General features: G+C 47.0%; 25 protein-coding genes, 1 tRNA gene and 6 pseudogenes. 22 read left to right on the top strand and 10 right to left on the bottom strand.

Annotation, left to right across the window (positions count from 1 at the left end; genetic code table 11):
- The first annotated feature begins 8 nt into the window (after window positions 1–8).
- The 14 genes and pseudogenes from gpG to appY all read left to right on the top strand — a co-directional run bounded on the left by gpG (window position 9) and on the right by appY (window position 13,373).
- On the top strand, window positions 9–431 hold the full coding sequence (gene gpG / locus C3D30_RS11410) for a phage tail assembly chaperone G (protein ID WP_000479163.1): 423 nt from the start codon (window positions 9–11) through the stop codon (window positions 429–431).
- Complete coding sequence (locus C3D30_RS11405; RefSeq protein ID WP_000459470.1) at window positions 413–847, top strand: phage tail assembly protein T; 435 nt, start codon at window positions 413–415, stop codon at window positions 845–847. The genes gpG and C3D30_RS11405 overlap by 19 nt, the downstream gene beginning before the upstream one ends.
- Window positions 840–3,401 carry a phage tail tape measure protein gene (locus C3D30_RS11400; protein ID WP_000840308.1) on the top strand — a complete coding sequence of 854 codons (2,562 nt, stop codon included), beginning with the start codon at window positions 840–842 and terminating at the stop codon, window positions 3,399–3,401. The genes C3D30_RS11405 and C3D30_RS11400 overlap by 8 nt, the downstream gene beginning before the upstream one ends.
- Window positions 3,398–3,727 (top strand): phage tail protein, encoded by a 330-nt coding sequence (locus C3D30_RS11395; RefSeq protein ID WP_000847332.1) that lies wholly within the window; start codon window positions 3,398–3,400, stop codon window positions 3,725–3,727. The genes C3D30_RS11400 and C3D30_RS11395 overlap by 4 nt, the downstream gene beginning before the upstream one ends.
- Complete coding sequence (locus C3D30_RS11390; RefSeq protein ID WP_001152574.1) at window positions 3,727–4,425, top strand: phage minor tail protein L; 699 nt, start codon at window positions 3,727–3,729, stop codon at window positions 4,423–4,425. The genes C3D30_RS11395 and C3D30_RS11390 overlap by 1 nt, the downstream gene beginning before the upstream one ends.
- A gap of 5 nt (window positions 4,426–4,430) precedes the next feature.
- Window positions 4,431–5,174 carry a C40 family peptidase gene (locus C3D30_RS11385; RefSeq protein WP_032141264.1) on the top strand — a complete coding sequence of 248 codons (744 nt, stop codon included), beginning with the start codon at window positions 4,431–4,433 and terminating at the stop codon, window positions 5,172–5,174.
- A complete protein-coding gene (locus C3D30_RS11380; RefSeq protein ID WP_000847703.1) occupies window positions 5,171–5,743 on the top strand; it encodes a tail assembly protein in 573 nt (190 codons plus the stop codon). The genes C3D30_RS11385 and C3D30_RS11380 overlap by 4 nt, the downstream gene beginning before the upstream one ends.
- Window positions 5,744–5,803: 60 nt before the next feature.
- Window positions 5,804–9,286 (top strand): phage attachment tail tip protein J, encoded by a 3,483-nt coding sequence (gene gpJ, locus C3D30_RS11375; RefSeq protein ID WP_105270861.1) that lies wholly within the window; start codon window positions 5,804–5,806, stop codon window positions 9,284–9,286.
- Between the two features lie 58 nt (window positions 9,287–9,344).
- Window positions 9,345–9,708, top strand: a pseudogene (locus tag C3D30_RS20855) (prophage tail fiber N-terminal domain-containing protein); the annotation flags it as partial.
- 443 nt (window positions 9,709–10,151) lie between these two features.
- Complete coding sequence (locus tag C3D30_RS20850; protein WP_420315587.1) at window positions 10,152–11,366, top strand: phage head spike fiber domain-containing protein; 1,215 nt, start codon at window positions 10,152–10,154, stop codon at window positions 11,364–11,366.
- The gene (locus C3D30_RS11365) at window positions 11,363–11,641 is read left to right on the top strand and encodes a hypothetical protein (protein ID WP_000654170.1); all 279 of its coding nucleotides are present in this window, start codon (window positions 11,363–11,365) and stop codon (window positions 11,639–11,641) included. Before C3D30_RS20850 ends, C3D30_RS11365 begins: the two co-directional genes overlap by 4 nt.
- A gap of 12 nt (window positions 11,642–11,653) precedes the next feature.
- Complete coding sequence (locus C3D30_RS11360; RefSeq protein ID WP_000355360.1) at window positions 11,654–11,947, top strand: hypothetical protein; 294 nt, start codon at window positions 11,654–11,656, stop codon at window positions 11,945–11,947.
- 19 nt (window positions 11,948–11,966) lie between these two features.
- Window positions 11,967–12,077, top strand: a pseudogene (locus C3D30_RS11355) (tail fiber assembly protein); the annotation flags it as partial.
- Between the two features lie 546 nt (window positions 12,078–12,623).
- Window positions 12,624–13,373, top strand: coding sequence for a DNA-binding transcriptional activator AppY (gene appY / locus C3D30_RS11350; RefSeq protein WP_000386784.1), 750 nt, complete (start codon window positions 12,624–12,626; stop codon window positions 13,371–13,373).
- A 249-nt stretch (window positions 13,374–13,622) separates the two neighbouring features.
- On the opposite strand, the gene ompT is transcribed toward appY, so the two are convergent.
- On the bottom strand, window positions 13,623–14,576 hold the full coding sequence (gene ompT, locus C3D30_RS11345) for an omptin family outer membrane protease OmpT (RefSeq protein WP_001201818.1): 954 nt from the start codon (window positions 14,574–14,576) through the stop codon (window positions 13,623–13,625).
- A 535-nt stretch (window positions 14,577–15,111) separates the two neighbouring features.
- Here ompT and C3D30_RS11340 point away from each other — a divergent pair.
- A pseudogene (locus tag C3D30_RS11340) lies at window positions 15,112–15,279 on the top strand (isocitrate/isopropylmalate family dehydrogenase); the annotation flags it as partial.
- Window positions 15,280–15,389: 110 nt separating this feature from the next.
- Here the strand turns inward: C3D30_RS11340 and C3D30_RS11335 are convergent.
- Window positions 15,390–15,663 (bottom strand): annotated as a pseudogene (locus C3D30_RS11335) (IS3 family transposase); the annotation flags it as partial.
- Between the two features lie 864 nt (window positions 15,664–16,527).
- Between C3D30_RS11335 and C3D30_RS11325 the strand changes: the two are divergent.
- The 3 genes and pseudogenes from C3D30_RS11325 to C3D30_RS11315 form a co-directional block, all read left to right on the top strand.
- Window positions 16,528–16,603: transfer RNA gene (locus C3D30_RS11325), tRNA-Ile, on the top strand.
- A gap of 769 nt (window positions 16,604–17,372) precedes the next feature.
- Window positions 17,373–17,459, top strand: a pseudogene (locus C3D30_RS20845) (lysis protein); the annotation flags it as partial.
- Window positions 17,460–17,469: 10 nt separating this feature from the next.
- Window positions 17,470–17,732, top strand: a pseudogene (locus tag C3D30_RS11315) (transposase); the annotation flags it as partial.
- Between the two features lie 110 nt (window positions 17,733–17,842).
- On the opposite strand, the gene C3D30_RS11310 reads toward C3D30_RS11315, so the two are convergent.
- Window positions 17,843–18,559 (bottom strand): YebC/PmpR family DNA-binding transcriptional regulator, encoded by a 717-nt coding sequence (locus tag C3D30_RS11310; protein ID WP_000532905.1) that lies wholly within the window; start codon window positions 18,557–18,559, stop codon window positions 17,843–17,845.
- A 299-nt stretch (window positions 18,560–18,858) separates the two neighbouring features.
- Window positions 18,859–19,188: a YkgJ family cysteine cluster protein gene (locus tag C3D30_RS11305; protein WP_010345776.1), complete on the bottom strand. Its 330-nt coding sequence runs from the start codon at window positions 19,186–19,188 to the stop codon at window positions 18,859–18,861.
- A gap of 876 nt (window positions 19,189–20,064) precedes the next feature.
- On the opposite strand from C3D30_RS11305, the gene pdeG reads away from it, so the two are divergent.
- Window positions 20,065–21,588 (top strand): cyclic di-3',5'-guanosine monophosphate phosphodiesterase PdeG, encoded by a 1,524-nt coding sequence (pdeG, locus tag C3D30_RS11295; protein ID WP_105286893.1) that lies wholly within the window; start codon window positions 20,065–20,067, stop codon window positions 21,586–21,588.
- Window positions 21,589–21,759: 171 nt separating this feature from the next.
- Window positions 21,760–21,978: a cell division-associated protein YmgF gene (gene ymgF, locus C3D30_RS11290; RefSeq protein WP_105286892.1), complete on the top strand. Its 219-nt coding sequence runs from the start codon at window positions 21,760–21,762 to the stop codon at window positions 21,976–21,978.
- Window positions 21,979–22,284: 306 nt separating this feature from the next.
- Here the strand turns inward: ymgF and C3D30_RS11285 are convergent, their stop codons facing one another.
- From C3D30_RS11285 to minC, 6 genes are all read right to left on the bottom strand, one after another.
- Window positions 22,285–22,620 (bottom strand): YmgD family protein, encoded by a 336-nt coding sequence (locus tag C3D30_RS11285; protein ID WP_000178040.1) that lies wholly within the window; start codon window positions 22,618–22,620, stop codon window positions 22,285–22,287.
- A gap of 3 nt (window positions 22,621–22,623) precedes the next feature.
- Complete coding sequence (locus C3D30_RS11280; RefSeq protein ID WP_000730702.1) at window positions 22,624–22,968, bottom strand: YMGG-like glycine zipper-containing protein; 345 nt, start codon at window positions 22,966–22,968, stop codon at window positions 22,624–22,626.
- Between the two features lies 1 nt (window position 22,969).
- Complete coding sequence (locus tag C3D30_RS20840) at window positions 22,970–23,122, bottom strand: hypothetical protein (RefSeq protein WP_370906317.1); 153 nt, start codon at window positions 23,120–23,122, stop codon at window positions 22,970–22,972.
- 446 nt (window positions 23,123–23,568) lie between these two features.
- Complete coding sequence (gene minE, locus C3D30_RS11275) at window positions 23,569–23,835, bottom strand: cell division topological specificity factor MinE (protein ID WP_001185665.1); 267 nt, start codon at window positions 23,833–23,835, stop codon at window positions 23,569–23,571.
- Window positions 23,836–23,838: 3 nt separating this feature from the next.
- Window positions 23,839–24,651, bottom strand: a complete 813-nt coding sequence (gene minD / locus C3D30_RS11270) for a septum site-determining protein MinD (protein ID WP_000101043.1) — start codon at window positions 24,649–24,651, stop codon at window positions 23,839–23,841.
- A gap of 23 nt (window positions 24,652–24,674) precedes the next feature.
- Window positions 24,675–25,370 carry a septum site-determining protein MinC gene (minC, locus tag C3D30_RS11265; RefSeq protein ID WP_010345785.1) on the bottom strand — a complete coding sequence of 232 codons (696 nt, stop codon included), beginning with the start codon at window positions 25,368–25,370 and terminating at the stop codon, window positions 24,675–24,677.
- A gap of 128 nt (window positions 25,371–25,498) precedes the next feature.
- Here minC and C3D30_RS11260 point away from each other — a divergent pair, with 128 nt between their 5' ends.
- Both C3D30_RS11260 and C3D30_RS11255 read left to right on the top strand, forming a co-directional pair.
- Window positions 25,499–25,792 (top strand): YcgL domain-containing protein, encoded by a 294-nt coding sequence (locus C3D30_RS11260; protein ID WP_021550642.1) that lies wholly within the window; start codon window positions 25,499–25,501, stop codon window positions 25,790–25,792.
- A gap of 71 nt (window positions 25,793–25,863) precedes the next feature.
- A complete protein-coding gene (locus C3D30_RS11255; RefSeq protein ID WP_000284294.1) occupies window positions 25,864–26,523 on the top strand; it encodes a fumarylacetoacetate hydrolase family protein in 660 nt (219 codons plus the stop codon).
- Window positions 26,524–26,603: the final 80 nt, after the last annotated feature.

Raw genomic sequence — 26,603 nt, 5'->3', positions numbered from 1 at the left:
AGTCAGCGATGTTCCTGAAAACCGAATCATTTGAACATAACGGTGTGACCGTCACGCTTTCTGAACTGTCAGCCCTGCAGCGTATTGAGCATCTCGCCCTGATGAAACGACAGGCAGAACAGGCGGAGTCAGACAGCAACCGGAAGTTTACTGTGGAAGACGCCATCAGAACCGGCGCTTTTGTGGTGGCGATGTCCCTGTGGCATAACCATCCGCAGAAGACAAAGCTGCCTTCCATGAATGAAGCCGTTAAACAGATTGAGCAGGAAGTGCTTACCACCTGGCCCACGGAGGCAATTTCTCATGCTGAAAACGTGGTGTACCGGCTGTCCGGTATGTATGAGTTTGTGGTGAATGATGCTCCTGAACAGGCAGATGACGCCGGGCCTGCAGAGCCTGTTTCTGCGGGAAAGTGTTCGACGGTGAGCTGAGTTTTGCCCTGAAACTGGCGCGTGAGATGGGGCGACCCGACTGGCGTGCCATGCTTGCTGGGATGTCATCCACGGAGTATGCCGACTGGCACCGCTTTTACAGTACCCATTATTTTCATGATGTTCTGCTGGATATGCACTTTTCCGGGCTGACATATACCGTGCTCAGCCTGTTTTTCAGCGATCCGGATATGCATCCGCTGGATTTCAGTCTGCTTAACCGGCGTGAGGCTGACGAAGAGCCTGAAGATGATGTGCTGATGCAGAAAGCGGTAGGGCTTGCCGGAGGCGTTCGTTTTGGCCCGGACGGGAAAGAAGTTATCCCCGCTTCCCCGGATGTAGCGGACATGACGGAGGATGACGTAATGCTGATGACAGTATCAGAAGGGATCGCAGGAGGAGTCCGGTATGGCTGAACCGGTAGGCGATCTGGTCGTTGATTTAAGTCTGGATGCGGCCAGATTTGACGAGCAGATGGCCAGAGTCAGGCGTCATTTTTCCGGTACGGAAAGTGATGCGAAAAAAACAGCGGCAGTCGTTGAACAGTCGATGAACCGGCAGGCGCTGGCTGCACAGAAAGCGGGGATTTCCGTCGGGCAGTATAAAGCCGCCATGCGTATGCTGCCTGCACAGTTCACCGACGTGGCCACGCAGCTTGCAGGCGGGCAAAGTCCGTGGCTGATCCTGCTGCAACAGGGGGGTCAGGTGAAGGACTCCTTCGGCGGGATGATCCCCATGTTCCGGGGGCTTGCCGGTGCGATCACCCTGCCGATGGTCGGGGCCACCTCGCTGGCGGTGGCGACCGGTGCGCTGGCGTATGCCTGGTATCAGGGCAACTCAACCCTGTCCGATTTCAACAAAACGCTGGTCCTTTCCGGCAATCAGTCGGGGCTGACGGCAGATCGTATGCTGGTCCTGTCCAGAGCCGGGCAGGCGGCAGGGCTGACGTTTAACCAGACCAGCGAGTCACTCAGCGCACTGGTTAAGGCGGGGGTAAGCGGTGAGGCTCAGATTGCGTCCATCAGCCAGAGTGTGGCGCGTTTCTCTTCTGCATCCGGCGTGGAGGTGGACAAGGTCGCTGAAGCCTTCGGGAAGCTGACCACTGACCCGACGTCGGGGCTGACGGCGATGGCGCGCCAGTTCCATAACGTGACGGCGGAGCAGATTGCGTATGTTGCTCAGTTGCAGCGTTCCGGCGATGAAGCCGGGGCATTGCAGGCGGCGAACGAGGCCGCAACGAAAGGGTTTGATGACCAGACCCGACGCCTGAAAGAGAACATGGGCACGCTGGAAACCTGGGCAGACAGGACAGCACGGGCATTCAAATCCATGTGGGATGCGGTGCTGGATATTGGTCGTCCTGATACCGCTCAGGAGATGCTGATTAAGGCAGAGGCTGCGTTTAAGAAAGCGGACGACATCTGGAATCTGCGCAAGGATGATTATTTTGTTAACGATGAAGCGCGGGCGCGTTACTGGGATGACCGTGAAAAGGCCCGTCTTGCGCTTAAAGCCGCCCGAAAGAAGGCTGAACAGCAGAGTCAACAGGACAAAAATGCGCAGCAGCAGAGCGATACCGAAGCGTCACGGCTGAAATATACCGAAGAGGCGCAGAAGGCTTACGAACGGCTGCAGACACCGCTGGAGAAATATACCGCCCGTCAGGAAGAACTGAACAAGGCACTGAAAGACGGGAAAATCCTGCAGGCAGATTACAACACGCTGATGGCGGCGGCGAAAAAGGATTATGAAGCGACGCTGAAAAAGCCGAAACAGTCCGGCGTGAAGGTGTCTGCGGGCGATCGTCAGGAAGACAGTGCTCATGCTGCCCTGCTGACGCTTCAGGCAGAACTCCGGACGCTGGAGAAGCATGCCGGAGCGAATGAGAAAATCAGCCAGCAGCGCCGGGATTTGTGGAAGGCGGAAAATCAGTTCGCGGTACTGGAGGAGGCGGCACAACGTCGCCAGCTATCCGCACAGGAGAAATCCCTGCTGGCGCATAAAGATGAGACGCTGGAGTACAAACGCCAGCTGGCTGTACTTGGCGATAAGGTCACGTATCAGGAGCACCTGAATGCGCTGGCGCAGCAGGCGGATAAGTTCGCACAGCAACAACGGGCAAAACGGGCAGCCATTGAGGCGAAAAACCGGGGGCTTACTGACCGGCAGGCAGCGCGGGAAGCCACAGAACAGCGCCTGAAGGAACAGTATGGCGATAATTCGCTGGCGCTGAATAACGTCATGTCAGAGCAGAAAAAGACCTGGGCGGCTGAAGACCAGCTTCGCGGGAGCTGGATGGCAGGCCTCAAGTCCGGCTGGAGTGAGTGGGAAGAGAGCGCCACGGACAGTATGTCGCAGGTTAAAAGTGCAGCCACGCAGACCTTTGATGGTATTGCGCAGAATATGGCGGCGATGCTGACCGGCAGTGAACAGAACTGGCGCAGCTTCACCCGCTCCGTGCTGTCCATGATGACAGAAATTCTGCTTAAGCAGGCAATGGTGGGGATTGTCGGGAGTATCGGCAGCGCCATTGGCGGGGCTGTTGGTGGCGGCGCATCAGCGTCAGGCGGTACAGCCATTCAGGCAGCTGCGGCGAAATTCCATTTTGCGACCGGAGGATTTACGGGAACCGGCGGCAAATATGAGCCAGCGGGGATTGTTCACCGTGGTGAATTTGTCTTCACTAAGGAGGCAACCAGCCGGATTGGCGTGGGGAATCTCTACCGGCTGATGCGCGGCTATGCCACCGGCGGTTATGTCGGTACACCGGGCAGCATGGCGGACAGCCGCTCGCAGGCGTCCGGGAAGTTTGAGCAGAATAACCATGTGGTGATTAACAACGACGGCACGAACGGTCAGATAGGGCCACAGGCGCTGAAGGCGGTTTATGACGTAGCCCGTAAGGCGGCAATGGATGTTGTGACCGGGCAGATGCGCGATGGTGGTCTGTTCTCCGGAGGTGGACGATGAAAACCTTCCGCTGGAAAGTGAAACCCGGTATGGATGTGGCTTCGGCCCCTTCCGTAAGAAAGGTGCGCTTTGGTGATGGCTATTCTCAGCGAGCGCCTGCCGGGCTGAATGCCGACCTGAAAACGTACAGCGTGACGCTTTCTGTTCCCCGTTGGGAGGCCACGGCGCTTGAGTCGTTTCTGGCTGAGCACGGGGGCTGGAAATCCTTTCTGTGGACGCCGCCTTATGAGTGGCGGCAGATAAAGGTGACCTGCGCAAAATGGTCGTCGCGGGTCAGTATGCTGCGTGTTGAGTTCAGCGCAGAGTTTGAACAGGTGGTGAACTGATGCAGGATATCCGGCAGGAAACACTGAATGAATGCACCCGTGCGGAGCAGTCGGCCAGCGTGGTGCTCTGGGAAATCGATCTGACAGAGGTCGGTGGAGAACGTTATTTTTTCTGTAATGAGCAGAACGAAAAAGGTGAGCCGGTCACCTGGCAGGGGCGACAGTATCAGCCGTATCCCATTCAGGGGAGCGGTTTTGAACTGAATGGCAAAGGCACCAGTACGCGCCCCACGCTGACGGTCTCTAACCTGCACGGCATGGTCACCGGTATGGCGGAAGACCTGCAGAGTCTGGTCGGCGGAACGGTGGTCCGGCGTAAGGTTTACGCCCGTTTTCTGGATGCGGTGAACTTCGTTAACGGAAACAGCGACGCCGATCCGGAGCAGGAGGTGATCAGCCGCTGGCGCATCGAACAGTGCAGCGAACTGAGCGCGGTGAGTGCCTCTTTTGTACTGTCCACGCCGACTGAAACGGATGGTGCTGTTTTTCCGGGGCGCATCATGCTGGCTAATACCTGCACCTGGACCTATCGCGGTGATGAGTGCGGTTATCACGGTCCGGCTGTCGCGGATGAATATGACCAGCCGACGTCCGATATCACGAAGGATAAATGCAGCAAATGCCTGAGTGGCTGTAAGTTTCGCAATAACGTCGGCAACTTTGGCGGCTTCCTTTCCATTAACAAACTTTCGCAGTAAATCCCATGACAGAGACAGAATCAGCGATTCTGGCGCACGCCCGACGATGTGCGCCAGCGGAGTCGTGCGGCTTCGTGGTGAGAACGCCGGAGGGGGAAAGATATTTTCCCTGCGTGAATATCTCCGGTGAGCCGGAGGAGTATTTCCGGATGTCGCCGGAGGACTGGCTGCAGGCAGAGATGCAGGGTGAGATTGTGGCGCTGGTCCACAGCCATCCCGGTGGTCTGCCCTGGCTGAGTGAAGCCGACCGGCGGCTGCAGGTGCAGAGTGATTTACCGTGGTGGCTGGTCTGCCGCGGGGAGATTCATAAATTCCGCTGTGTGCCGTATCTCATCGGGCGGCGCTTTGAGCACGGGGTGACGGACTGTTACACGCTGTTCCGGGACGCTTACCATCTGGCGGGGATTGAGATGCCGGATTTTCACCGCGAGGATGACTGGTGGCGTAACGGTCAGAATCTCTATCTGGATAATCTGGAGGCCACAGGGCTGTATCAGGTGCCGTTGTCAGCGGCGCAGCCGGGCGATGTGCTGCTGTGCTGTTTTGGTTCATCGGTGCCGAATCATGCCGCCATTTACTGCGGCGACGGCGAGCTGTTGCACCATATTCCTGAACAACTGAGCAAACGAGAGAGGTATACCGACAAATGGCAGCGACGCACACACTCCCTCTGGCGTCACCGGGCATGGCACGCATCTGCCTTTACGGGGATTTACAACGATTTGGCCGCCGCATCGACCTTCGTGTGAAAACGGGGGCTGAAGCCATCCGCGCACTGGCCACACAGCTCCCGGTGTTTCGTCAGAAACTGAGCGACGGCTGGTATCAGGTACGGATTGCCGGGCGGGACGTCAGCACGTCCGGGTTAACGGCGCAGTTACATGAGACTCTGCCTGATGGCGCTGTGATTCATATTGTTCCCAGAGTCGCAGGGGCCAAGTCAGGTGGCGTATTCCAGATTGTCCTGGGGGCTGCCGCCATTGCCGGATCATTCTTTACCGCCGGAGCCACCCTTGCAGCATGGGGGGCAGCCATTGGGGCCGGTGGTATGACCGGCATCTTGTTTTCTCTCGGTGCCAGTATGGTGCTCGGTGGTGTGGCGCAGATGCTGGCACCGAAAGCCAGAACTCCCCGTACACAGACAACGGATAACGGCAAACAGAACACCTATTTCTCCTCACTGGATAACATGGTTGCCCTGGGCAATGTTCTGCCGGTTCTGTACGGTGAAATGAGCGTGGGGTCACGCGTGGTTTCTCAGGAGATCAGCACGGCAGACGAAGGGGATGGTGGTCAGATTGTGGTGATTGGTCGCTGATGCAAAATGTTTTATGTGAAACCGCCTCCGGGCGGTTTTATCGTTTATGGAGCATGACGAATGGGTAAAGGCAGCAGTAAGGGGCATATCCCGCGCGAAGCGAAGGACAACCTGAAGTCCACGCAGCTGCTGAGTGTGATCGATGCCATCAGCGAAGGGCCGGTTGAAGGTCCGGTGGATGGATTAAAAAGCGTGCTGCTGAACAGTACGCCGGTGCTGGACAGTGAGGGGAATACCAATATATCCGGCGTCACGGTGGTGTTCCGGGCCGGTGAGCAGGAGCAGACACCGCCGGAGGGATTTGAATCCTCCGGCTCCGAGACGGTGCTCGGTACAGAAGTGAAATATGACACGCCGATCACCCGGACCATCACGTCGGCAAACATTGACCGTCTGCGTTTTACTTTCGGCGTGCAGGCACTGGTGGAAACCACCTCAAAGGGGGACAGGAATCCATCGGAAGTCCGCCTGCTGGTTCAGATACAACGTAACGGTGGCTGGGTGACGGAAAAAGACATCACCATTAAGGGTAAAACCACTTCACAGTATCTGGCCTCGGTGGTGGTGGATAACCTGCCGCCGCGCCCGTTCAGTATCCGGATGCGCAGGATGACGCCGGACAGCACCACAGACCAGCTGCAGAACAAAACGCTCTGGTCGTCATACACCGAAATTATCGATGTGAAACAGTGCTACCCGAACACGGCACTGGTCGGCGTGCAGGTGGACTCGGAGCAGTTCGGCAGTCAGCAGGTGAGCCGTAATTATCATCTGCGCGGGCGTATTCTGCAGGTGCCGTCGAATTATAACCCGCAGACGCGGCAATACAGCGGTATCTGGGACGGAACGTTTAAACCGGCATACAGCAACAACATGGCCTGGTGTCTGTGGGATATGCTGACCCATCCGCGCTACGGCATGGGGAAACGTCTTGGTGCGGCGGATGTGGATAAATGGGCGCTGTATGTCATCGGCCAGTACTGCGACCAGTCAGTGCCGGACGGCTTTGGCGGCACGGAGCCGCGCATCACCTGTAATGCGTACCTGACCACACAGCGCAAGGCGTGGGATGTGCTCAGTGATTTCTGCTCGGCGATGCGCTGTATGCCGGTATGGAACGGGCAGACGCTGACGTTCGTGCAGGACCGACCATCAGATAAGGTGTGGACCTATAACCGCAGTAATGTGGTGATGCCGGATGATGGCGCGCCGTTCCGCTACAGCTTCAGCGCCCTGAAGGACCGCCATAATGCCGTTGAGGTGAACTGGATTGACCCGAACAACGGCTGGGAGACGGCGACAGAGCTCGTGGAGGATACGCAGGCCATTGCCCGTTACGGCCGTAACGTCACGAAGATGGATGCCTTTGGCTGTACCAGTCGGGGGCAGGCACACCGCGCCGGGCTGTGGCTGATTAAAACGGAGCTGCTGGAAACGCAGACCGTGGACTTCAGCGTGGGTGCTGAAGGGCTTCGCCATGTACCGGGGGATGTCATTGAAATCTGCGATGATGACTATGCCGGTATCAGCATCGGTGGGCGTGTGCTGGCGGTGAACAGCCAGACCCGGACGCTGACGCTCGACCGTGAAATCACGCTGCCATCCTCCGGCACCACGCTGATAAGCCTGGTTGACGGGCAGGGGAATCCGGTCAGCGTGGAGGTCCAGTCCGTCACCGACGGTGTGAAGGTGAAAGTGAGCCGTGTTCCTGACGGCGTTGCCGGATACAGCGTGTGGGGGCTGAAGCTGCCGATGCTGCGCCAGCGCCTGTTCCGCTGTGTGAGTATCCGTGAGAACGATGACGGCACGTATGCCATCACTGCCGTGCAGCATGTACCGGAGAAAGAAGCCATCGTGGATAACGGGGCGTACTTTGACGGCGACCAGAGCGGAACGGTGAACGGTGTCACGCCGCCCGCGGTGCAGCACCTGACTGCAGAAGTCACCGCAGACAGCGGGGAATACCAGGTGCTGGCGCGCTGGGACACGCCGAAGGTGGTGAAGGGGGGGAGCTTTATGCTTCGCCTGACCGTGGCAGCGGATGACGGCAGTGAGCGGCTGGTCAGCACGGCCAGGACGACGGAAACCACATACCGCTTCAGGCAACTGGCGCTGGGGAACTACAGGCTGACAGTCCGGGCGGTAAATGCGTGGGGGCAGCAGGGGGATCCGGCGTCGGTATCGTTCCGGATTGCCGCACCGGCAGCGCCATCGCGGATTGAGCTGACGCCGGGCTATTTTCAGATAACCGCAACGCCGCATCTTGCCGTTTATGATCCGACGGTACAGTTTGAGTTCTGGTTCTCGGAAAAGCGGATTGCGGATATCAGGCAGGTTGAAGCCAGCGCGCGTTATCTTGGTACGGCGCTGTACTGGATAGCCGCTAGTATCAATATCAAACCGGGCCATGATTATTATTTTTACATTCGCAGTGTGAACACCGTTGGCAAATCGGCATTTGTGGAGGCTGTTGGCCAGCCGAGTGATGATGCATCCGGCTATCTGGATTTTTTCAAAGGAGAGATAGGGAAAACCCATCTGGCTCAGGAGTTGTGGACGCAGATTGATAACGGTCAGCTTGCGCCTGACCTGGCTGAAATCAGGACGTCCATTACGGATGTCAGCAATGAAATCACGCAGACCGTCAATAAGAAACTGGAAGACCAGAGTGCAGCGATCCAGCAGATACAGAAGGTTCAGGTTGATACAAATAATAACCTGAACAGCATGTGGGCTGTGAAGCTGCAGCAGATGCAGGACGGACGCCTTTATATCGCGGGTATTGGTGCCGGTATTGAGAATACCCCTGACGGTATGCAGAGTCAGGTGCTGCTGGCGGCGGACAGGATTGCGATGATTAATCCTGCGAATGGCAATACAAAGCCGATGTTTGTTGGTCAGGGCGATCAGATATTTATGAATGAAGTGTTCCTGAAATATCTGACGGCTCCCACCATTACCAGCGGCGGTAATCCTCCGGCATTTTCCCTGACACCGGACGGGCGGCTGACGGCGAAAAATGCGGATATCAGCGGTAACGTGAACGCGAACTCCGGGACGCTCAACAATGTCACGATTAATCAGAACTGCCGGATTCTGGGAAAACTGTCAGCCAACCAGATTGAAGGCGATATTGTTAAAACGGTGGGAAAAGCCTTTCCGAGAAATAGCAGTTATGCCAGCGGTACAATAACGGTCACGGTGTACGATGACCAGGCTTTTGACCGTCAGATAGTAATCCCCCCCGTTCTGTTTCGCGGTGGTAAGCATGAAAACTTCAACAGCAACAACCAACAGTCATACTGGTATTCAACCTGTAAGCTGCAGGTGCTGAAGAACGGACAGGAAATCTTTCAGCAACCCGCGACGGATGTCAGCAGGGTATTTTCATCAGTCATTGATATGCCTGCCGGACACGGCCATGTCACCCTGACTTTCAATGTTTCTTCATATGGTGCAAATAACTGGACGCCAACGACCAGTATCAGCGACCTTCTTGTTGTCGTGATGAAGAAATCAACAGCCGGCATCAGTATCAGTTGAATTTTAAAACCCAAATTCGGGCACCAGAAATGGTGCCTTTTTTATTTGTGGAGTGAATATGGCAGTACAGATTTCAGGTGTGCTGAAAGACGGTGCAGGAAAACCGATACAGAACTGCACCATTCAGCTCAAAGCAAAACGTAACAGCACCACAGTTGTGGTGAACACGGTGGCCTCAGAAAATCCGGATGAAGCCGGACGTTACAGCATGGATGTTGAGTATGGCCAGTACAGCGTCGCCCTGCTGGTTGAAGGTTTTCCGCCTTCACATGCCGGGACCATCACCGTGTATGAGGATTCTAAGCCGGGGACATTGAATGATTTTCTGGGCGCTGCAACAGAAGATGATGTTCGTCCGGAGGCACTGTATCGTTTTGAAAAGATGGTGGAAGAGGCGGCACGCAACGCTGAAGCCGCCTCTCAGAGCGCAGCGGCAGCAAAGAAATCAGAAACAGCAGCGGCATCGTCCAGGAACGCGGCGAAAACATCAGAGACGAATGCAGGTAACAGCGCGAAAGCGGCAGCTTCTTCAAAAACAGCCGCACAAAATGCAGCAACAGCGGCAGAACATTCAGAGACAAATGCCCGTGCGTCAGAGGAAGCCTCCGCAGACAGTGAAGAGGCTTCCCGCCGTAATGCAGAGTCAGCCGCTGAAAATGCCGGAATCGCCACCACAAAAGCGCGGGAGGCCGCAGCAGACGCAACAAAGGCCGGGCAGAAAAAGGATGAGGCTCTGTCGGCAGCGACACGAGCAGAAAAGGCGGCAGATCGCGCAGAAGCCGCAGCGGAAGTGACTGCAGAGCCCTATGCGAATATAGTGCCGCCGCTGCCTGATGTATGGATACCGTTTAACGATACACTGGATATGATTACGGGGTTTTCGCCATCATATAAAAAGATTGTTATTGGTGACGATGAAATAACAATGCCAGGCGACAAGATTGTTAAGTTTAAACGTGCTTCAACAGCAACGTATATTAATAAGTCCGGCCAACTCAAGCTTGCTGAAGTTGATGAACCGCGATTTGAGCGCGATGGCTTATTGATTGAAGGACAGAGGACAAATTATCTGAGGAACTCAAATAAACCAGACTCATGGACTGTTCATTCCGCACTGAATAAAACATTTGGCACTGATAAACAGGGGTTCAATTATGCCACGGTGACACCCACGGAAAGTATAGTGGGAACAACAGGTGGCTATACTGTGCATGGTGTGGTTGCAGCAGACAGATTCCCGCTGGCAAGTGGTGAATGTTTCACTTTTTCGTGCCGGGTTAAAGGCGCTAAAGCACGATGCAGGTTAAGAGTTTCAGTTATTATTGGTGGAACAGATACCTTCTCTGCTGACTCTTATCTTGATCTGGATACCCGGATCGCAACAGTAAGCGGTAATACATCCCTTATAACAGCCAAAGCTGAACAACAGGGCGAGTGGACCTACTATGAGGCCACTTATACAGCTAATACGGACATTGATACCGTTAACTGTGCTTTTTATATGACAAATAAAATAAGTAATGAGCCATTCTATGATGACTCAACATTAACCATGACGACGCCGCAAATTGAACTGGGCAATACGGCATCGTCATTTATTGTAACTACAATGCCAACAACACGCGCAAGTGATGTGGTTACTATCCCATCGCAGAATAACCTGTCAACACGGCCTTTTACGGTATTGTGCGAAGTAAGCAGGAACTGGAGTACACCGCCCAATGTTGCGCCAAGGATATTTGATGTTGGAGGGCACAGTATTGATGATAATTATTTATCGCTGGGGTTTGTTTCAACAGGAAAGATAAGCGCCAACGTAGGAATGGTTCAGCCACAAATTGCCTCAGATGGAGAAAGGTTCATTGTGGGTGTGAGAGCTAAATCTGATTTATCAGTAAATGCAATATGCAATGGTAATTATACAACAAACCTTAATGGTAAAATATTTGGAGTTACAGCAACATCGTACCGGTTTGGTGGGCAGACCGCAGCAGGAACGCGTCATTTGTTTGGACACATCAGAAATTTCAGAGTCTGGTTTAAAGAATTAAATGACAGGCAAATCAAGGAGGCAGTATGAAAGATTTAACTTTGAAATTTCCTGGAAACAGAGAGTTTAAATCCTTCCTGTCATCTCTTGACTGGGAGGAAGATGAAGACCTCCAGAATAAACTGTTAGTCGATGAAATTGGTTTCACCTACACAGAAACAGGGGTAACTGAAGAGGGAGAACCTGTCTGTATCCGGAATGACGGTTATTTTGTCAACATTCGCATTCTTGATGACTTGTTTGATGTTTCTGTATTCTCTGATTATGTCGTGGAGCTGGAAACACCGCTTCGGGAATGGAGCTGAAAGGAGGAAATAATGGATATAAGCCCCTTACTTCATGCACTTTGTGCTGTGGCTGCGCAGATACTGGTTGGTCTTTTTACCGGAAACTGGGCTTACGGAGCGATAGCTGGTTGTACGTTCTTCATTGCGCGTGAACACACCCAGGCAGAATATCGCTGGATTGAAATGTTCGGACATGGCAAGCGTATGAATATGCCGTGGTGGGGCGGTTTTGATCCGCGAGCTTGGGATGTGGCAAGCCTGATGGATTTTGCTGTGCCGGTGGTGGCGTGTCTGCTGGTCTGGCTGTTGGTTAATCGTGGGTGAAAAAAGGTGAGCTGTATATGCAACGGAGGAAGAAACCCCGTTGCTGGAAGCCAGGAAAAAGTATCGGGTGTTGCTAAACCGTGTGGACACTTCCGTAGCACCAGATATCGAGTGGCTTATTCAACCATAATAAACAGTATGTATATCATAGGTTATTAATTGTGAGTTTTTTCGGTGTGTTATTTGTTTGTTTGATGTTATGCTTTTGCGCCCCAAAAGGTTGTTTAGATGTATTTTATCAATTGATTTTCAATATCGTTTAATAAAGAAAAATTAAGCAAGCTGGATGTTGGTTTTTTGTTAATTGAATGGTTCTAATAATGTTTTTTTACTGTTGTTGAATGTGACTTGATAAGAAATGCAAGTAAAAATGATACTCTTTTTATTTTAAATTCAAACGGTTGACATATATATAGCAAGAGGTTTCAGGTGCGTTGTAGTGAGTTTATGTTAATAAAAAGCATAGTAATCGTTGAAAAAATGTAACTTTGAAATACGTTAGAATAAAAAACAATATACATATAATAATTTAATCTTAAATGAAATTTATTAAAATTTGCAAACTATAATTTTGTGTATAAAAATATAAATGCACATCATCCTGATTATGATTGTGTATTTAATTGGTTGTTATTTGACTACTATCAACTTGTTTTAATTTTATGATAGGTGCAAGATGGATTATGTTTGCTCCGTAGTTTTCATCTGTCAATCATTTGATTTAATTATAAACAGGAGAGTTATCTCGTTCAAAAAAAATTCATTGTTTATTGTAAGCGACAAAATTAGAAGAGAGTTACCAGTATGCCCCTCTAAACTAAGAATTGTTGATATAGATAAGAAAACATGTTTATCCTTTTTTATCGACGTGAATAATGAGTTGCCTGGCAAATTTACTCTTGATAAGAATGGCTATATTGCTGAAGAGGAACCTCCATTATCGCTTGTTTTTTCTCTGTTTGAAGGGATTAAAATAGCAGACTCACACTCCCTTTGGTTAAAAGAAAGACTATGTATATCCTTACTTGCCATGTTCAAAAAACGCGAAAGTGTAAATTCATTTATACTAACAAATATAAATACATTTACCTGTAAAATTACTGGAATAATCAGTTTTAATATTGAGCGGCAATGGCATTTAAAAGATATTGCGGAATTGATTTATACGAGTGAAAGTTTAATAAAAAAAAGATTAAGGGATGAAGGAACGTCATTTACTGAAATATTGAGAGATACTAGGATGAGGTATGCAAAAAAACTCATAACTTCAAACTCTTATTCTATCAATGTCGTAGCCCAGAAATGTGGCTATAACAGTACTTCATATTTCATATGTGCATTTAAAGATTATTATGGTGTCACGCCATCTCATTATTTTGAGAAAATAATCGGCGTCACAGATGGAATAAACAAAACAATTGACTGATAATATTTATTACAAGTTGTCTACATGTTAATTATAATATTATACAGCGTGTTTTTTGATGTGATATTCTGGAACCATTAATTTGTAATTGGGTTGCTGTCGCCTATTTTATACACACTATAATTGATGGTTTTCTATGTGATTTAGTTAATAACCTTCTGGGTTTATTTTAAGGGTTAATTGTTACATTGAAATGGCTAGTTATTCCCCGGGGCGATTTTCACCTCGGGGAAATTTTAGTTGGCGTTCTTAAAATGTGTACTTAAGACCAGCAGTAGTGATGAAGTTATAGTTTTCTATGCCTGCTCCATTTTTGCTGTAGTCTGAAGTGTTATTATTGTGATCATAAAGTGAAGTATTACCTTTTTTATTCGTAACCCGATTCCATGCGCCTTCAACATAAACTTTTGCGTTAGGTGTGACGTAATAACCTGCATTGACTGCAACAGAATAGTAATTTTGGTCTTTGACCTTACTGCGATAAGTGATTCTTTTTCCCGGGTCATAGTGTTCATCGTTATCAGATGATTCCACCCAGCCGCTGTATTTAAATGTGCCACCTAGCTCAAAATCTTCATAACGATAACTTCCAGTCAAGCCAATGTAGGGCATTTTAAAACGTTGTTTGTAGCCGATTGCTCTTTCTCCATTCGGGAAGGAGCCGATATCATCTCTGAATCCCTCCTCAGAACTGTAGATATAGGAACCACCTCTGGCTGTAAAGCTATAACGGCTTTCCTGATATCCGGCCATGAGTCCCAGGCGGTAATTGGGTTCGTTGAGGAGCCAGCCTTTGATATTCAGATCAAATTCGTTGGCATAATTGAGTTGTGTATCAGGATGTCTACTTTCATCCGTCCAGGTTCCGGGGTTACTGGAATCCATCCAGTCCTGATCGACCATATTGCCACCTCGGCTGCCGAGTGTTGTCCAACCAGCAGCCCCGATAGATATCTGAGGCATCAAATCCCAATTAATTGCACCTTTAATAATTGCAGCGTTATTGAATTTCCAGTCAAGTTGACTGACTTTTCGGCTTCCTTCTTCGGCTAGATAAACACGCTCTTTTGTTTTTCCGCTCAGAGTTCCAAGACTAATGTCCGCATTTATGTTGTCAGGAGTAAACGATAAAGTCTCGGTAGAAGCAAAAGAGTTGATCGCAATAGGGGTTGTCAGGACTATTCCCAGAAGTTTCGCCCGCATAAAAGTTCTCCATTCAATCGTTTTAATGATTGAATATGTATTTTTTATATCTAACTTAATGAGTCAATTACATATTGCTCCACTGTTTATATTTTGTTTAGTATTGAATGATTATCACAATGCGCTATCTGTTTTTGGTTTAATTATCTGTTATTGTTTCATATTGCGGTTTTACTGTGTGGTTTTTTTATGATTTTGTGGTGCTTTTATCTATTTAAGTGCCATGCCTTTAGAGGCATATAAGCGAAAATAGCATGAGGTTTATCCTCAATTACTATGTTTTTTAGTACAAAAAAGAGGGACAAAACTGAGACACATAAGGCCTCACAAAGGTCTGCAAGGCCTCACATGTATTGAGATGTTAATAAAATGTAGGCTTGTAATTTTGATATAAATGGTAGATAAAACCTTTCCCCAAAATAAAAACGAACGTCAATGAAATCAAACGGTTGAATAAAGTTGATTTTGGCTAATAAAAAGACAATAAAATAATTTTTATCATTAAATATCAATGAATTGAACTTAATGTTTTTATATACTGCTGCGCCATATGGGCTGGACTGAAGCGGCTGACCTGATTGTTAAAGGTATGGAAGGCGCAATCAACGCGAAGACCGTAACCTATGACTTCGAACGTCTGATGGAAGGCGCTAAGCTGCTGAAATGTTCAGAGTTTGGTGATGCGATCATCAAGAATATGTAATCACTACATGTGTTAAATATTATAACGGGCGTATAACACGCCCGTTTTTTTGTTAGCTTGCTAAGGGTTATCAAAACCCTCTGATAGTTTGGTGGGCAGATAGCAGTTCTACTCATTGTGGAGATGCTTTTTTCTCCGGCCGAACTGTGGCTGATGGCATGTAGCTCAAGTACCTGACTGCGTAATACGGCACGTCTGCCGTCTGGTTAGTATTTGTAGCTACTGCGATGAACCCTGAACACGTGGCAGAGAGTGACTACAGGATAACACGCCCTGAGTTTCCCGATTATCGAGAACTGTTCAAGGGAGCCGCATCAAGAGCACGGTAGCCTTTTTAAATATCTCGTTTTCCATTTCAATTCGTTGTCGCTTTTTCTTTAGCTTACTTTTCCCGTATCTGTGATAAGTTAAGCGCAATGATAGACTTTTTATGTCTGTGTTAGGATATTAATACAAACCCGCAGATATACAGTTTTTTGCATCGATAATTCACAGGTAAATCCGAAAAAATCTTCGCCAGCGGACTGTCGGAGATGAAATGTTCAGCCTTGATTTATGCTCAGCAATTTCGGAAAACTGACTAGTTGATATATATAGTGTGGTCTGTAAACACATTGATTGTGAACGTCAATATCTTGTCAGGGTCTCACTACATAGTCGCAATGCATCATTCAGAACCTTATAACTCTCCTGTGTAGCATCTTTTATACCAGTCTCCCTTATTGGTCTTCCTTCTGTTGAATATTCGATCCAGAATGAACCAGAGAAGTTTGACATTTTGTATGTTGCGAATTCTTTTGCATTAATAGGCAGCCTGGTGCCATTGAGATCCATTATATAACCACTTTCATGGATGGACCTGGAAAGGCAATTGATTATTTCGTTTATTGGGACACTACTGTCTAAGTGAGGATGCTCCACAACGGCTCCTGTACAGAGAATGCTTAGAAATATTATAAAAACATTTTTTTTCATAGTTAAGATATTTTATAATGTTTTTGATATGTGGTCTATCGTGGTGATAGATATATCTGTTGAATCCTTTTGTTTCAAAATATGATGAAATTTTTGTTTTGATAATTGTTAAAGCCTTACTTGTTTTTATAAGGTGATATAAATCATCAAAATATACAATACGATTAATACCTTTATTTGATAAGAAAATATCAACTTTTATTTTTCTTTTATTTATAATGCGATAATGTAGACTGTATATATATGTTTCTAAGGGAGTAAATTCGTTTTTCTGGCCCTTTAGCTCAGTGGTGAGAGCGAGCGACTCATAATCGCCAGGTCGCTGGTTCAAATCCAGCAAGGGCCACCAACCATACAGTCATTAGCTCAGCAGGCAGAGTCACTGACTTGTAACCAATGGGGCACCAGTTCAATTCAGGTAGTCGGTACCATGCGTTGATGTTAAAAAATCATCGCATGGTGAATCCTCTGTGCGAAGGGGAGAACAGCAGATCGCTATCACTCCTTTTTCTTTATTTGAGCAAATTTTGATATTGTGCCGAAATAGTATAAACCTGCCGTTGAGTGGATTTTGTTGTTTCGGATGCAGGAAAATCCGTAATTATCATATTCCGATAACAAATTAATTGTATTTGATAAAATTATGTATTTTCGAGATTATGGTATTGATACCATTTTTCTTATTTGTTAAAAAATCCCTGCATGGTGAATCCCCCTGTGCGGAGGGGCATATCAGCAAGGTTGCAAATATCCTTCGGCTTTAGCGGCAATATTGCGGGTTCGGATGCTGATGCCGGACTCACCGGGAGGCACCCGGCACCATGCAGATGATGGAACATTGCGCATACAAAAACCTGCCCTTCTCCGGAAGGGCTTTTTTATGGGCAAGTATCATGAGTTATATATCGGATATTTTTATTGCCTTTCGATATTAGTTACAAGGTACAGGACTGTGCAATACCTGAACCTATATGTAATGTGTTGAATTCATAAGATTGCCAGTAGGCGCCCTTTTTATTTGCTGACGTTAGCCTCGTTGCTCACTGCAATCTGATTTATTCAATAGCCCTTCTTCAGGGTGATATCGATAATCAGAGGTATCAGAAGCTGAGGACATTTCCTTTACTGATATGCAGCTGTGCCAGTGCGATGTTGCTGTACTCGATGCGAAATACATAAAGGAGTTAGCCGATGCGAAAGCAGAATGCTGTGTATGTGGAGATCCCGTCGAAAATGAGCGTATCGAGGTTAATGGGCTGTCTGAAGGGTAAACGCAGTCTGATGCTCTATGAGCATTTAGAGATCTAAAATTCAAATACAGGAACAGGGAATTTTGGTGTAGAAGTTATTATTTAGATACGCTGGGTAAGAACACAGCGAGGATACAAGAATATATAAAGCACCAGCTCGAAGAAGATAAAATTGGCGAACAATTATTGAACCCATATCCAGGCAGCTTGTTTACGGGTCGTAAGTAACGAAGTTGAATGCAAATGTTAGATCATATGCACCAGTTAGGGCGCGGCTGGAAACAGAGCCTTATAGGCGCATCTGAAAAACCTCCGGCATAGCCGGAGGATATTTATAATTAGAGATTGGCAACGTTATGATAAACTTTTTGGACATCATCATCATCTTCGAGGGCATCAACAAGCCCTTCAAAGATTTCTAAATCTTCTGGTGAAAGTTCAACTTCTGATTGAGCAATCAATTCTAATTCTGTTGTTGAAAACTCAGTAATGCCGGCAGCTTTCAGAGCTGCAATTCCTTTGTGAAGATCTGTAGGTTCAGTATAAATAACGATGCTTCCTTCTTCTTCAGTTACATCACGAACATCTACTTCGGCATCGAGCAAGATTTCAAAAATATGGTCAGGATTTGTTCCTTTAAATACAATCACACCAGTATTGTCAAACATATAGCTGACAGAACCTGCTGCTCCAATATTTCCGCCTTTTTTATTGAAAATTGTGCGAATATTAGCAATTGTACGATTAACATTTGAAGTCAACGTTTCAGCGATAATCATTGAACCATTTGGTCCAAAGCCTTCATAACGTCCTTGTACGAACGTTTCATCTCCGCCACCTTTGGCTTTATCAATGGCTTTATCAATAACGTGTTTTGGAACTTGTGCCTGCTTCGCACGTTCAATAACGAATTTTAAAGATGTGTTTAATTCTGGGTCTGGTTCACCTTGTTTAGCGGCAGCATAGATTTCCACACCGAATTTTGCATATATTTTAGACGTTGCACCGTCTTTAGCCGTTTTTTTAGCAACAATATTGGCCCATTTACGTCCCACTGGAATGATCTCCTCGAAATTTATTTACATTACTGACAAGTTGATAACCTGTGTTTATTCGCCATATTATAGCATAACACGGAAAAAATCGTCTATGAAAAATAAAATATGATAATGTTACAGATGTACTTTAATTTCATCAATGTTTAATAATTATTGATGAGCTGTTTTATAATTTATTTTGGTTTTCTTCTGTGTTTATTATTAATGGTTTGACCGCGACAGTAATGTCGCGGCATATTTGGTTTTACTACCTGGATATATTGTTGAGGATGACGATCGTACAGGGCTAATTAAATTTAAATTGGAGGTAGTCCATATTTAGCTCGGGCGCGATTACATGCCTCATTAATTTCACCATGCTCGCCTGACATGGCGAATTCTCTACATGTGGATGAGCGGTTTTTATATATTGTGCAGCAGGCGTTTTTTCCAGGCGTTCCTGCCAGGGCAATACAGCGTGGGTTCTTCTGGTTAGTACCGCGCATACATCGGTGGTAAGGGGATATCTGCTCAGTAAGATGAGCCGGTATGGTTCCGCCTGCATCATCAGCTTCGGCCCAGTAAAAAGAGACGCGGAAAAATGCACAACAGGCACCACACGCCATGCATGGATTCAGATTGCTCATAATTCACCAGTACTTCTATATAAATATCACAACAAAACCGCAGACACGACGTATAAAGGCGCGTGCCTGCGGCAGGCTGGCGAACTTTCTATAGTGCGAGTATTGAATGATTACCAGCCGTTATCAATTTTACATATCTATTTAGATATGACCAGACAAGTTGAATGCAATCAGGAAGAGTTAATCTTTACAATTTGTAACATGGGGGGGAAGAAAATGTCTTACGTAACCAGAGTTCGCATTATATGGTTTCTATAGCCTGACTTGCTAAATAAGAATCTATCGCGCTCTTTCTAATTCTAACTGGTTATAGATGTTATCAGAAAAAGTTATTTTTCTGGTTTTCAAAAATGTAAAAAATACACGTTTTGACTTGTACAATTTATATCACTGCTCTCGGTTTTTCACATTCATTCCAGTGACATTGCTGTATGTAATGGATCTGATTTTGGATGCCGCTATTGATGGATACAGTCTGTTATGAGCAGGTGCCGTGTGCTATTGAAGAAAAAGCTGGGTCGCGTAGAGTAACAATTTACACTGCCTTACCTCGGTATCACCTTTACTGTCCCCATCGACGTTGTACCAGTTCAGCATATCCTTACTCATTGATATAGTTAAGTATTAAAGGATGAGTACACAGAGAACGTTGCCTACCCAATATTCTTGTTCTGGTTTGTTGCTCAATACGTCTTCTCTGCCTTAGGGGCAATCAATTAACGCGCACTTGAGATTTTTATCCAACATTGAAGGTATTGCGGCATAGTGGGGTAAAATTTCATCAAGAACGTGGATATTTCTGATTCTCTCTACCATGCTCTCTGTAGACGCCAGATTGAGCGAATGAACAGAGAATAATGGTCCTGGGACACGCGAATGCGCAATACACTTATCCCCATCCTCGTTGCGGTGTGCCTGTTTATTACTGGCGTCTCTATTTTGAATATTCAGCTCTGGTATTCCGCAAAAGCAGAGAGTCTTGCAGGGGCGAGGTACGCCGCCAACAACATTAATCATATTCTTGAGGAAGCGTCACAGGCGACTCAAACGGCAATGGAAATTGCAGGGAAGAGGTGCGATCTGGATGAACAATATCAGCTAGGTACAGAAGCCGCGCTGAAACCCCATCTGCGGACGATCATCATTCTCAAACAAGGTGCGGTCTGGTGTACATCGCTGCCGGGTAATCGAGTACTGCTATCTCGTATTCCTGTGATACCTGACAGTAATTTGCTGTTGGCTCCGGCGCTTGACACTGTAAATAGATTACCCATTCTGCTCTATCAGATTCAGTTCGCTGAGACGCGTATTCTGGTGACTATTAGCGACCAGCATATCCGTGGGGCGCTCCATGTGCCGTTGAAGGGGGTGAAATATAGTTTGCGCGTGGGGGATAATATTATTGGGCCGTCGGGAGATGTGACAACTCTCAATGGCAGACATCAACTTTCTGGACGGGTTAACTCCACTGAATATCATTTCAGTATTATCTATAACCAGCCGCCACTATTTAGCTTTACCAGAATGATAGACAAAGGTTTGGGTATTTTGATATTCAGCTTGTTAATATCCTGTTCCGCTGCCTTTTTACTTGATAAATATTTCAATAAAATAGACACACCTGAAGAGATTCTGCGTAGAGCGATAAGTAATGGTGAGATTGTGCCTTTTTACCAACCGGTAGTTAATGGTCGGGAAGGGACGTTACGCGGCGTAGAAGTCCTTGCCCGATGGAAACACCCACGTGGAGGATATATTTCACCTGCAGCGTTTATTCCACTTGCTGAAAAATCAGGGTTGATAGTTCCGCTCACTCAAAGTTTGATGAGTCAGGTCGCCACACAAATGAACGCGATCGCCAGTAAACTGCCGGAAGGATTTCATGTTGGGATCAATTTTAGCGCCTCGCATATTATTTCGCCGACATTTGTTGAAGAATGTCTGACATACCGCGACAGCTTCACTCGCCATGATTTGAATCTCGTTCTTGAAGTTACCGAGCGTGAAGCGTTGCATGTTGATGAAAATTTGGTTCAGCGATTGAACATTCTGCATGAAAATGGTTTTGTAATCGCGCTGGATGATTTTGGTACGGGCTACTCAGGACTTTCTTATCTCCATGATCTGCACATCGATTATATTAAGATTGATCACAGTTTCGTCGGTCGGGTCAATGCAGATCCTGATTCCACCCGGATTCTGGACTGTGTGCTGGATCTGGCGCGCAAACTTTCTATCAGTATTGTCGCCGAAGGCGTCGAGACGAAGGAGCAGCTCGACTATTTGAACCAGAATAATATTACGTTCCAGCAAGGGTACTATTTCTATAAACCGGTGACGTATATTGAACTCGTCAAAATTATTCTGTCAAAACCGAAGGTGAAAGTGGTTGTTGAGTGAATATTGTACTAATTGATATAGCATGATGATATTTGGCTGAAAATTGATCAGCAAGGCGATGAAATGGTGCAATTGTAGACAGGTAATTAGCTCGTTGCTTCTTGTTACTATTGTTCATTATTTTGTTTGCTATAATTGTCTGAAGATTTTGTCAGGATCACCGTAAGTAGCATGAACAAAAGTAATAGCCTGGATTATTTCTCTTTGTATATCATCTTTTCCATTGCGTTTATGCTGATCTCCATCCTGATTATCCTGGTCGCCAAACCCAGCATCTGGCTAGGAGAAGTGCTTGTTACCATAAATTTAATCAATGCACTGGTTTGGTTGGTAATCAATTTGCTTAACCGGTTAAGAGAGAAGCTGGTAAGCCAAAAGGATCAGCATTAATCCTTCTTTTCAATAAGTTTTGACACTCTGGGCTTACAGGATATTTAGTCTGGAATGCTTATAAATCCAATCAGTAGATGATTCATCTTTGAAACTGGAAAAACTGGTCAGGTTTAGTTTTGGGGAAATTACTCTGCGGTGAGGAGTGTGTATACGTATATGATTGCAGTAAAATAGTTTTTGATACAGTGAAAACTGACGGAATAAACCAAAGCCAAATACTAACACTTCATTTTTGTTTATAAGCATATCCATCCGCTAAAAATATACCGCGTCGAATAAATCGGCGCGGTACTACATTAACTATTATTTTTTGCCGATGGCACGCATGGTGTCATCAATTGCGGTAATTAACAGCATTTGCGGATCTTTAGCACAAACCTGATTCAGTTTTTCTACCACTTTGGCACTCAGTTCTGGAGATTGCTCAATTTTTAAATCACGGCTAGTAACGCTGGCATTACCCATTACCGCGACGATATCTGCAACCTGTGCGCTGTCAGTTTTTGCCATTTCGTTGGCTTCTGCGCAAGTAATGTAGGTTTCTGCCGGCAGGCCGTTCTTAATATTATAATCCTGCGCCCAGGTCATTGGTGCGAAAACAAACAGTCCAGCCAGTAAAGCAAATTTTTTCATCGTCATACCTTATTTCATTTTACCCAGAATGGCACCACCTGTACCACCAATCACAGCACCTTTAATCGCGCCTTCCAGACCATTGCCGGTCAGGACGCCTGTAACTGCGCCAACGGCCGCGCCTACTTTTGCGCCTTTACGGGCATTTTTACCATCGCGACCTTTTTCAGTTACTGCGCCAACACCTGCACCTACAGCAGCACCTTTCAGTACGCCATTTACACCATTGCCAGTCAGTAAGCCTACGCCTGCGCCTAACAATGCGCCTTTAGTGGTGCGATTCATATCCGCCATGGCTGGCGTGGAGCAGAGTAATATTGAGATGAGCCCGAAGGCGAGTGTTTTTTTCTTCAACTTAGATGTCCGGTATTAAGTAAGTTGCACACACAATAATTTCGTCTTCAATTAAGAGCAGCTTAACTAAAGAACGCTCGATATTATTCAGATCATTCAAAATGAGCGCGGTTTGTATAATAAGAGTTATGTTTTTTGCTTGAATGGGAATAATCTTAAATAAGAATTAACTCATTGATTTTGAATATTTTATTCAAGAAATGTCATCAAATGTTAACATTGCATTGCAAAGGTAAGGCAATCTGAAATATCAATATTATTGTGTAATTTATATGTGAACAATATTTGTCAGAAAACGTAATGTCAGTGATTTTATTGTGGTGGCGATAATGTGAATTAGTTGCGACTTAATTTGACGCTAAAGCTTGAAGGGGGAGTGTTACCGTTTATACAAAACAGGAGGTAATTCCCATTTCCTGTACTAACAACGCAGCAACCAAATGAGCGAACTCAACAGAGGGAAGGGGGCTGTGCCTGGACGCCGATGACAACATTACTTAATAGCGAACCAGGGAAGAGAAAAATTTAACCAGGGTGTAATCTGACAGATACCTGTATAAATAACCGGTAACTGTCAGATCGGACCTGAGCTAATACAGCTTATTTCAGCTCTTCTGCTTCCGGCAGGGTCACGTTCAACTCAAGAATGGAAATATCACCATCTTTTTGCTCAAGCTGTACGGTCACCATCTCGGGATCGATTTGTACGTATTTACAAATGACCTCAAGAATATCTTTACGCAACTGGGGCAGATAGTGTGGTTCTGCATCGCTGCGACGGCGTTCAGCAACAATAATTTGCAACCGTTCTTTTGCAATGTTGGCCGTGTTTTTCTTCCGTGAGAGAAAGAAATCGAGTAATGCCATAACTTATCCTCCGAACAAGCGTTTGAGGAAGCCTTTCTTCTCTTCTTCAATGAAGCGGAAAGGACGTTCTTCTCCCAACAGACGTTCTACGGTATCAGCGTAGGCTTTACCCGCATCGGCGTTGATATCGAGAATAACCGGTTCCCCCTGGTTAGAGGCGCGCAATACTGATTGATCCTCTGGGATCACGCCGACGAGCTTGATGCGCAGGATCTCCAGCACGTCTTCCATGCTCAACATGTCTCCTTTGTGCACGCGACCAGGGTTATAGCGCGTTAACAGCAGGTGCTCTTTAATGGGTTCTTCGCCGTTTTCTGCGCGACGTGATTTCGACGCCAGAATACCTAAAATACGGTCAGAGTCACGAACTGATGAGACTTCCGGGTTGGTGGTAATAATGGCCTCATCAGCGAAATAAAGAGCCATTAATGCACCGGTTTCAATACCCGCCGGTGAGTCACAAACGATAAACTCAAAGTCCATCGCTTTCAGGTCATCAAGAACTTTGGCCACCCCTTCGCGGGTGAGGGCGTCTTTATCGCGAGTTTGCGATGCCGGGAGAATATAGAGATTATCAGTACGCTTATCCTTAATTAACGCCTGATTTAGCGTTGCATCGCCCTGAATGACGTTGACGAAATCGTAAACGACCCGGCGCTCGCAACCCATAATCAGGTCGAGATTACGCAAGCCGATATCAAAATCGATCACGACAGTTTTCTTTCCCTTCTGGGCCAAACCAGTGGCGATGGCCGCGCTGGAGGTTGTCTTTCCAACGCCCCCTTTCCCCGAAGTAACAACAATAATGCGTGCCATAAAAATTCCTTGTTAAAAAGGGATCAATTTAACGATTGAACGGTCAAAGCGTTTTCGACTAATTGCAGTCGTGCCGCTTTGCCATAAAATTCTGCTGGGATTTTATCGCTCAGCCAGTATTCACCGGCGATAGATACCAGTTCTGCCATCAGACTCGTACAAAATATTTGTGCTTCCCGGTCACCACTTGCCCCGGCTAGCGCACGACCGCGCATCATGCCATAGACATGAATGTTACCATCTGCGATCAATTCTGCCCCTGCGCTAACATGGCTTGTAACAATCAGATCACATTGTGGCGCATAAATGCGCTGACCGGAACGTACAGGGGTATCTATTAAGCGCGTTTTTGTGTCCGGTGTTGTATTTTTCGCAGGAACCTGGGGGGCCGGTGCTGGACGTGGCGCTTTTTCCTTTCCTTCAGTCAGGATTGGCAACCCCATCTTTTCGATTTCAGCTTTCAGCTTCGCATTTTTGCAGCCACTGACACCAATGATCCGCAAGCCTGTTGCTGAGATAGCTTTGTGCATTGCTGGCCAGTTGACCTGTTCTTCGAGGCCACTGACATTGAGTACGATGGGAGCATGATTTAAAAATGCCGGAGCCTGAGCGATTTTGTCTTCCAGCGCCTGATGAATAACCTTAGGTTCTGCCTCATGCAGATGAACCACAGATAAGGTGAAGCTGCTACCTTTAAGCTCGATTGGCGTGTTTGACATCCTGGCCTTACTCAATTAGCTAATTACCATCATCATCAGCGTGCGATGATATTACGAAGACTATAAGGCATGTTATAGTCTGGATTATATTGAGGCAAGTCACCCCCCCATTTATTCAGAGTAAAATTATGTTTTGTGTGATCTATCGAAGTAGTAAACGTGACCAGACCTATTTATATGTTGAAAAAAAAGACGACTTTTCACGTGTTCCAGAGGAGCTGATGAAAGGTTTTGGTCAACCGCAACTTGCGATGATTCTTCCATTGGATGGGAGAAAGAAACTGGTAAATGCCGATATTGAGAAAGTTAAACAGGCCTTAGCTGAGCATGGCTATTATCTTCAATTGCCACCACCTCCTGAGGATTTGCTGAAGCAACATCTTTCTGTGATGGCGAAAAATACAGACGGCACTAAAAAATAACCAATATCCGGCGGTGGCATCATATTTGTCGGAGCGGGTTTTAAGATCCACGATGAAGTGAGAGGAGCGTTATGTATCAACATCACAACTGGCAAGGTGCGCTGCTGGATTATCCGGTGAGTAAAGTAGTTTGTGTTGGCAGTAATTATGCCAGGCATATTAAAGAGATGGGGAGTGAAGTGCCTGAAGAGCCCGTGTTGTTCATTAAACCTGAAACGGCACTGTGCGATCTGCGCCAGCCATTGGCTATCCCCTCAGATTTCGGTGCGGTTCATCATGAAGTGGAACTGGCTGTGTTGATTGGGGCGACGCTACGTCAGGCCACGGAAGAGCATGTGCGAAAAGCTATTGTGGGTTACGGCGTGGCGCTCGATCTGACATTACGTGATATTCAGGCAAAAATGAAGAAAGCCGGGCAGCCGTGGGAAAAGGCCAAAGCGTTTGATAACTCTTGTCCACTTTCCGGGTTTATTCCCGCCGCAGAGTTCACTGGCGATCCGCAAAATATATCGCTGGGGCTGAGCGTAAACGGCGAACAACGCCAACAAGGTACGACTGCGGACATGATCCATAAAATCGTTCCGCTGATTGCTTATATGAGCAAGTTTTTTACCCTCAAGGCAGGTGACGTTGTGTTAACAGGCACGCCTGATGGTGTCGGCCCGCTACACAGTGGCGATGAACTGACTGTTACTTTCGATGGTCATTCTTTGACAACTCGCGTTTTGTAATACTTTTTTGCCGCCTGAATGAGGCGGCAAAACTTGCATCGCTGTGCCAGACTGGTTATAAGGTGCGTTTTAACGTAATG

The organism is Escherichia sp. MOD1-EC5433 (genome assembly GCF_002966005.1).
GTDB lineage: Bacteria > Pseudomonadota > Gammaproteobacteria > Enterobacterales > Enterobacteriaceae > Escherichia > Escherichia ruysiae.
This window is presented reverse-complemented; position numbering and strand designations above follow the sequence as displayed.

Coding starts and splice junctions, on each gene's coding strand:
- gpG (WP_000479163.1), top strand. CDS start 9: ATGTTCCTGAAAACCGAATCATTTGAACATAACGGTGTGACCGTCACG.
- C3D30_RS11400 (WP_000840308.1), top strand. CDS start 840: ATGGCTGAACCGGTAGGCGATCTGGTCGTTGATTTAAGTCTGGATGCG.
- C3D30_RS11395 (WP_000847332.1), top strand. CDS start 3,398: ATGAAAACCTTCCGCTGGAAAGTGAAACCCGGTATGGATGTGGCTTCG.
- C3D30_RS11390 (WP_001152574.1), top strand. CDS start 3,727: ATGCAGGATATCCGGCAGGAAACACTGAATGAATGCACCCGTGCGGAG.
- C3D30_RS11385 (WP_032141264.1), top strand. CDS start 4,431: ATGACAGAGACAGAATCAGCGATTCTGGCGCACGCCCGACGATGTGCG.
- gpJ (WP_105270861.1), top strand. CDS start 5,804: ATGGGTAAAGGCAGCAGTAAGGGGCATATCCCGCGCGAAGCGAAGGAC.
- C3D30_RS20850 (WP_420315587.1), top strand. CDS start 10,152: ATGATTACGGGGTTTTCGCCATCATATAAAAAGATTGTTATTGGTGAC.
- C3D30_RS11365 (WP_000654170.1), top strand. CDS start 11,363: ATGAAAGATTTAACTTTGAAATTTCCTGGAAACAGAGAGTTTAAATCC.
- C3D30_RS11360 (WP_000355360.1), top strand. CDS start 11,654: ATGGATATAAGCCCCTTACTTCATGCACTTTGTGCTGTGGCTGCGCAG.
- appY (WP_000386784.1), top strand. CDS start 12,624: ATGGATTATGTTTGCTCCGTAGTTTTCATCTGTCAATCATTTGATTTA.
- ompT (WP_001201818.1), bottom strand. CDS start 14,576: ATGCGGGCGAAACTTCTGGGAATAGTCCTGACAACCCCTATTGCGATC.
- C3D30_RS11305 (WP_010345776.1), bottom strand. CDS start 19,188: ATGAGCAATCTGAATCCATGCATGGCGTGTGGTGCCTGTTGTGCATTT.
- pdeG (WP_105286893.1), top strand. CDS start 20,065: ATGCGCAATACACTTATCCCCATCCTCGTTGCGGTGTGCCTGTTTATT.
- ymgF (WP_105286892.1), top strand. CDS start 21,760: ATGAACAAAAGTAATAGCCTGGATTATTTCTCTTTGTATATCATCTTT.
- C3D30_RS11285 (WP_000178040.1), bottom strand. CDS start 22,620: ATGACGATGAAAAAATTTGCTTTACTGGCTGGACTGTTTGTTTTCGCA.
- minE (WP_001185665.1), bottom strand. CDS start 23,835: ATGGCATTACTCGATTTCTTTCTCTCACGGAAGAAAAACACGGCCAAC.
- minD (WP_000101043.1), bottom strand. CDS start 24,651: ATGGCACGCATTATTGTTGTTACTTCGGGGAAAGGGGGCGTTGGAAAG.
- minC (WP_010345785.1), bottom strand. CDS start 25,370: ATGTCAAACACGCCAATCGAGCTTAAAGGTAGCAGCTTCACCTTATCT.
- C3D30_RS11260 (WP_021550642.1), top strand. CDS start 25,499: ATGTTTTGTGTGATCTATCGAAGTAGTAAACGTGACCAGACCTATTTA.
- C3D30_RS11255 (WP_000284294.1), top strand. CDS start 25,864: ATGTATCAACATCACAACTGGCAAGGTGCGCTGCTGGATTATCCGGTG.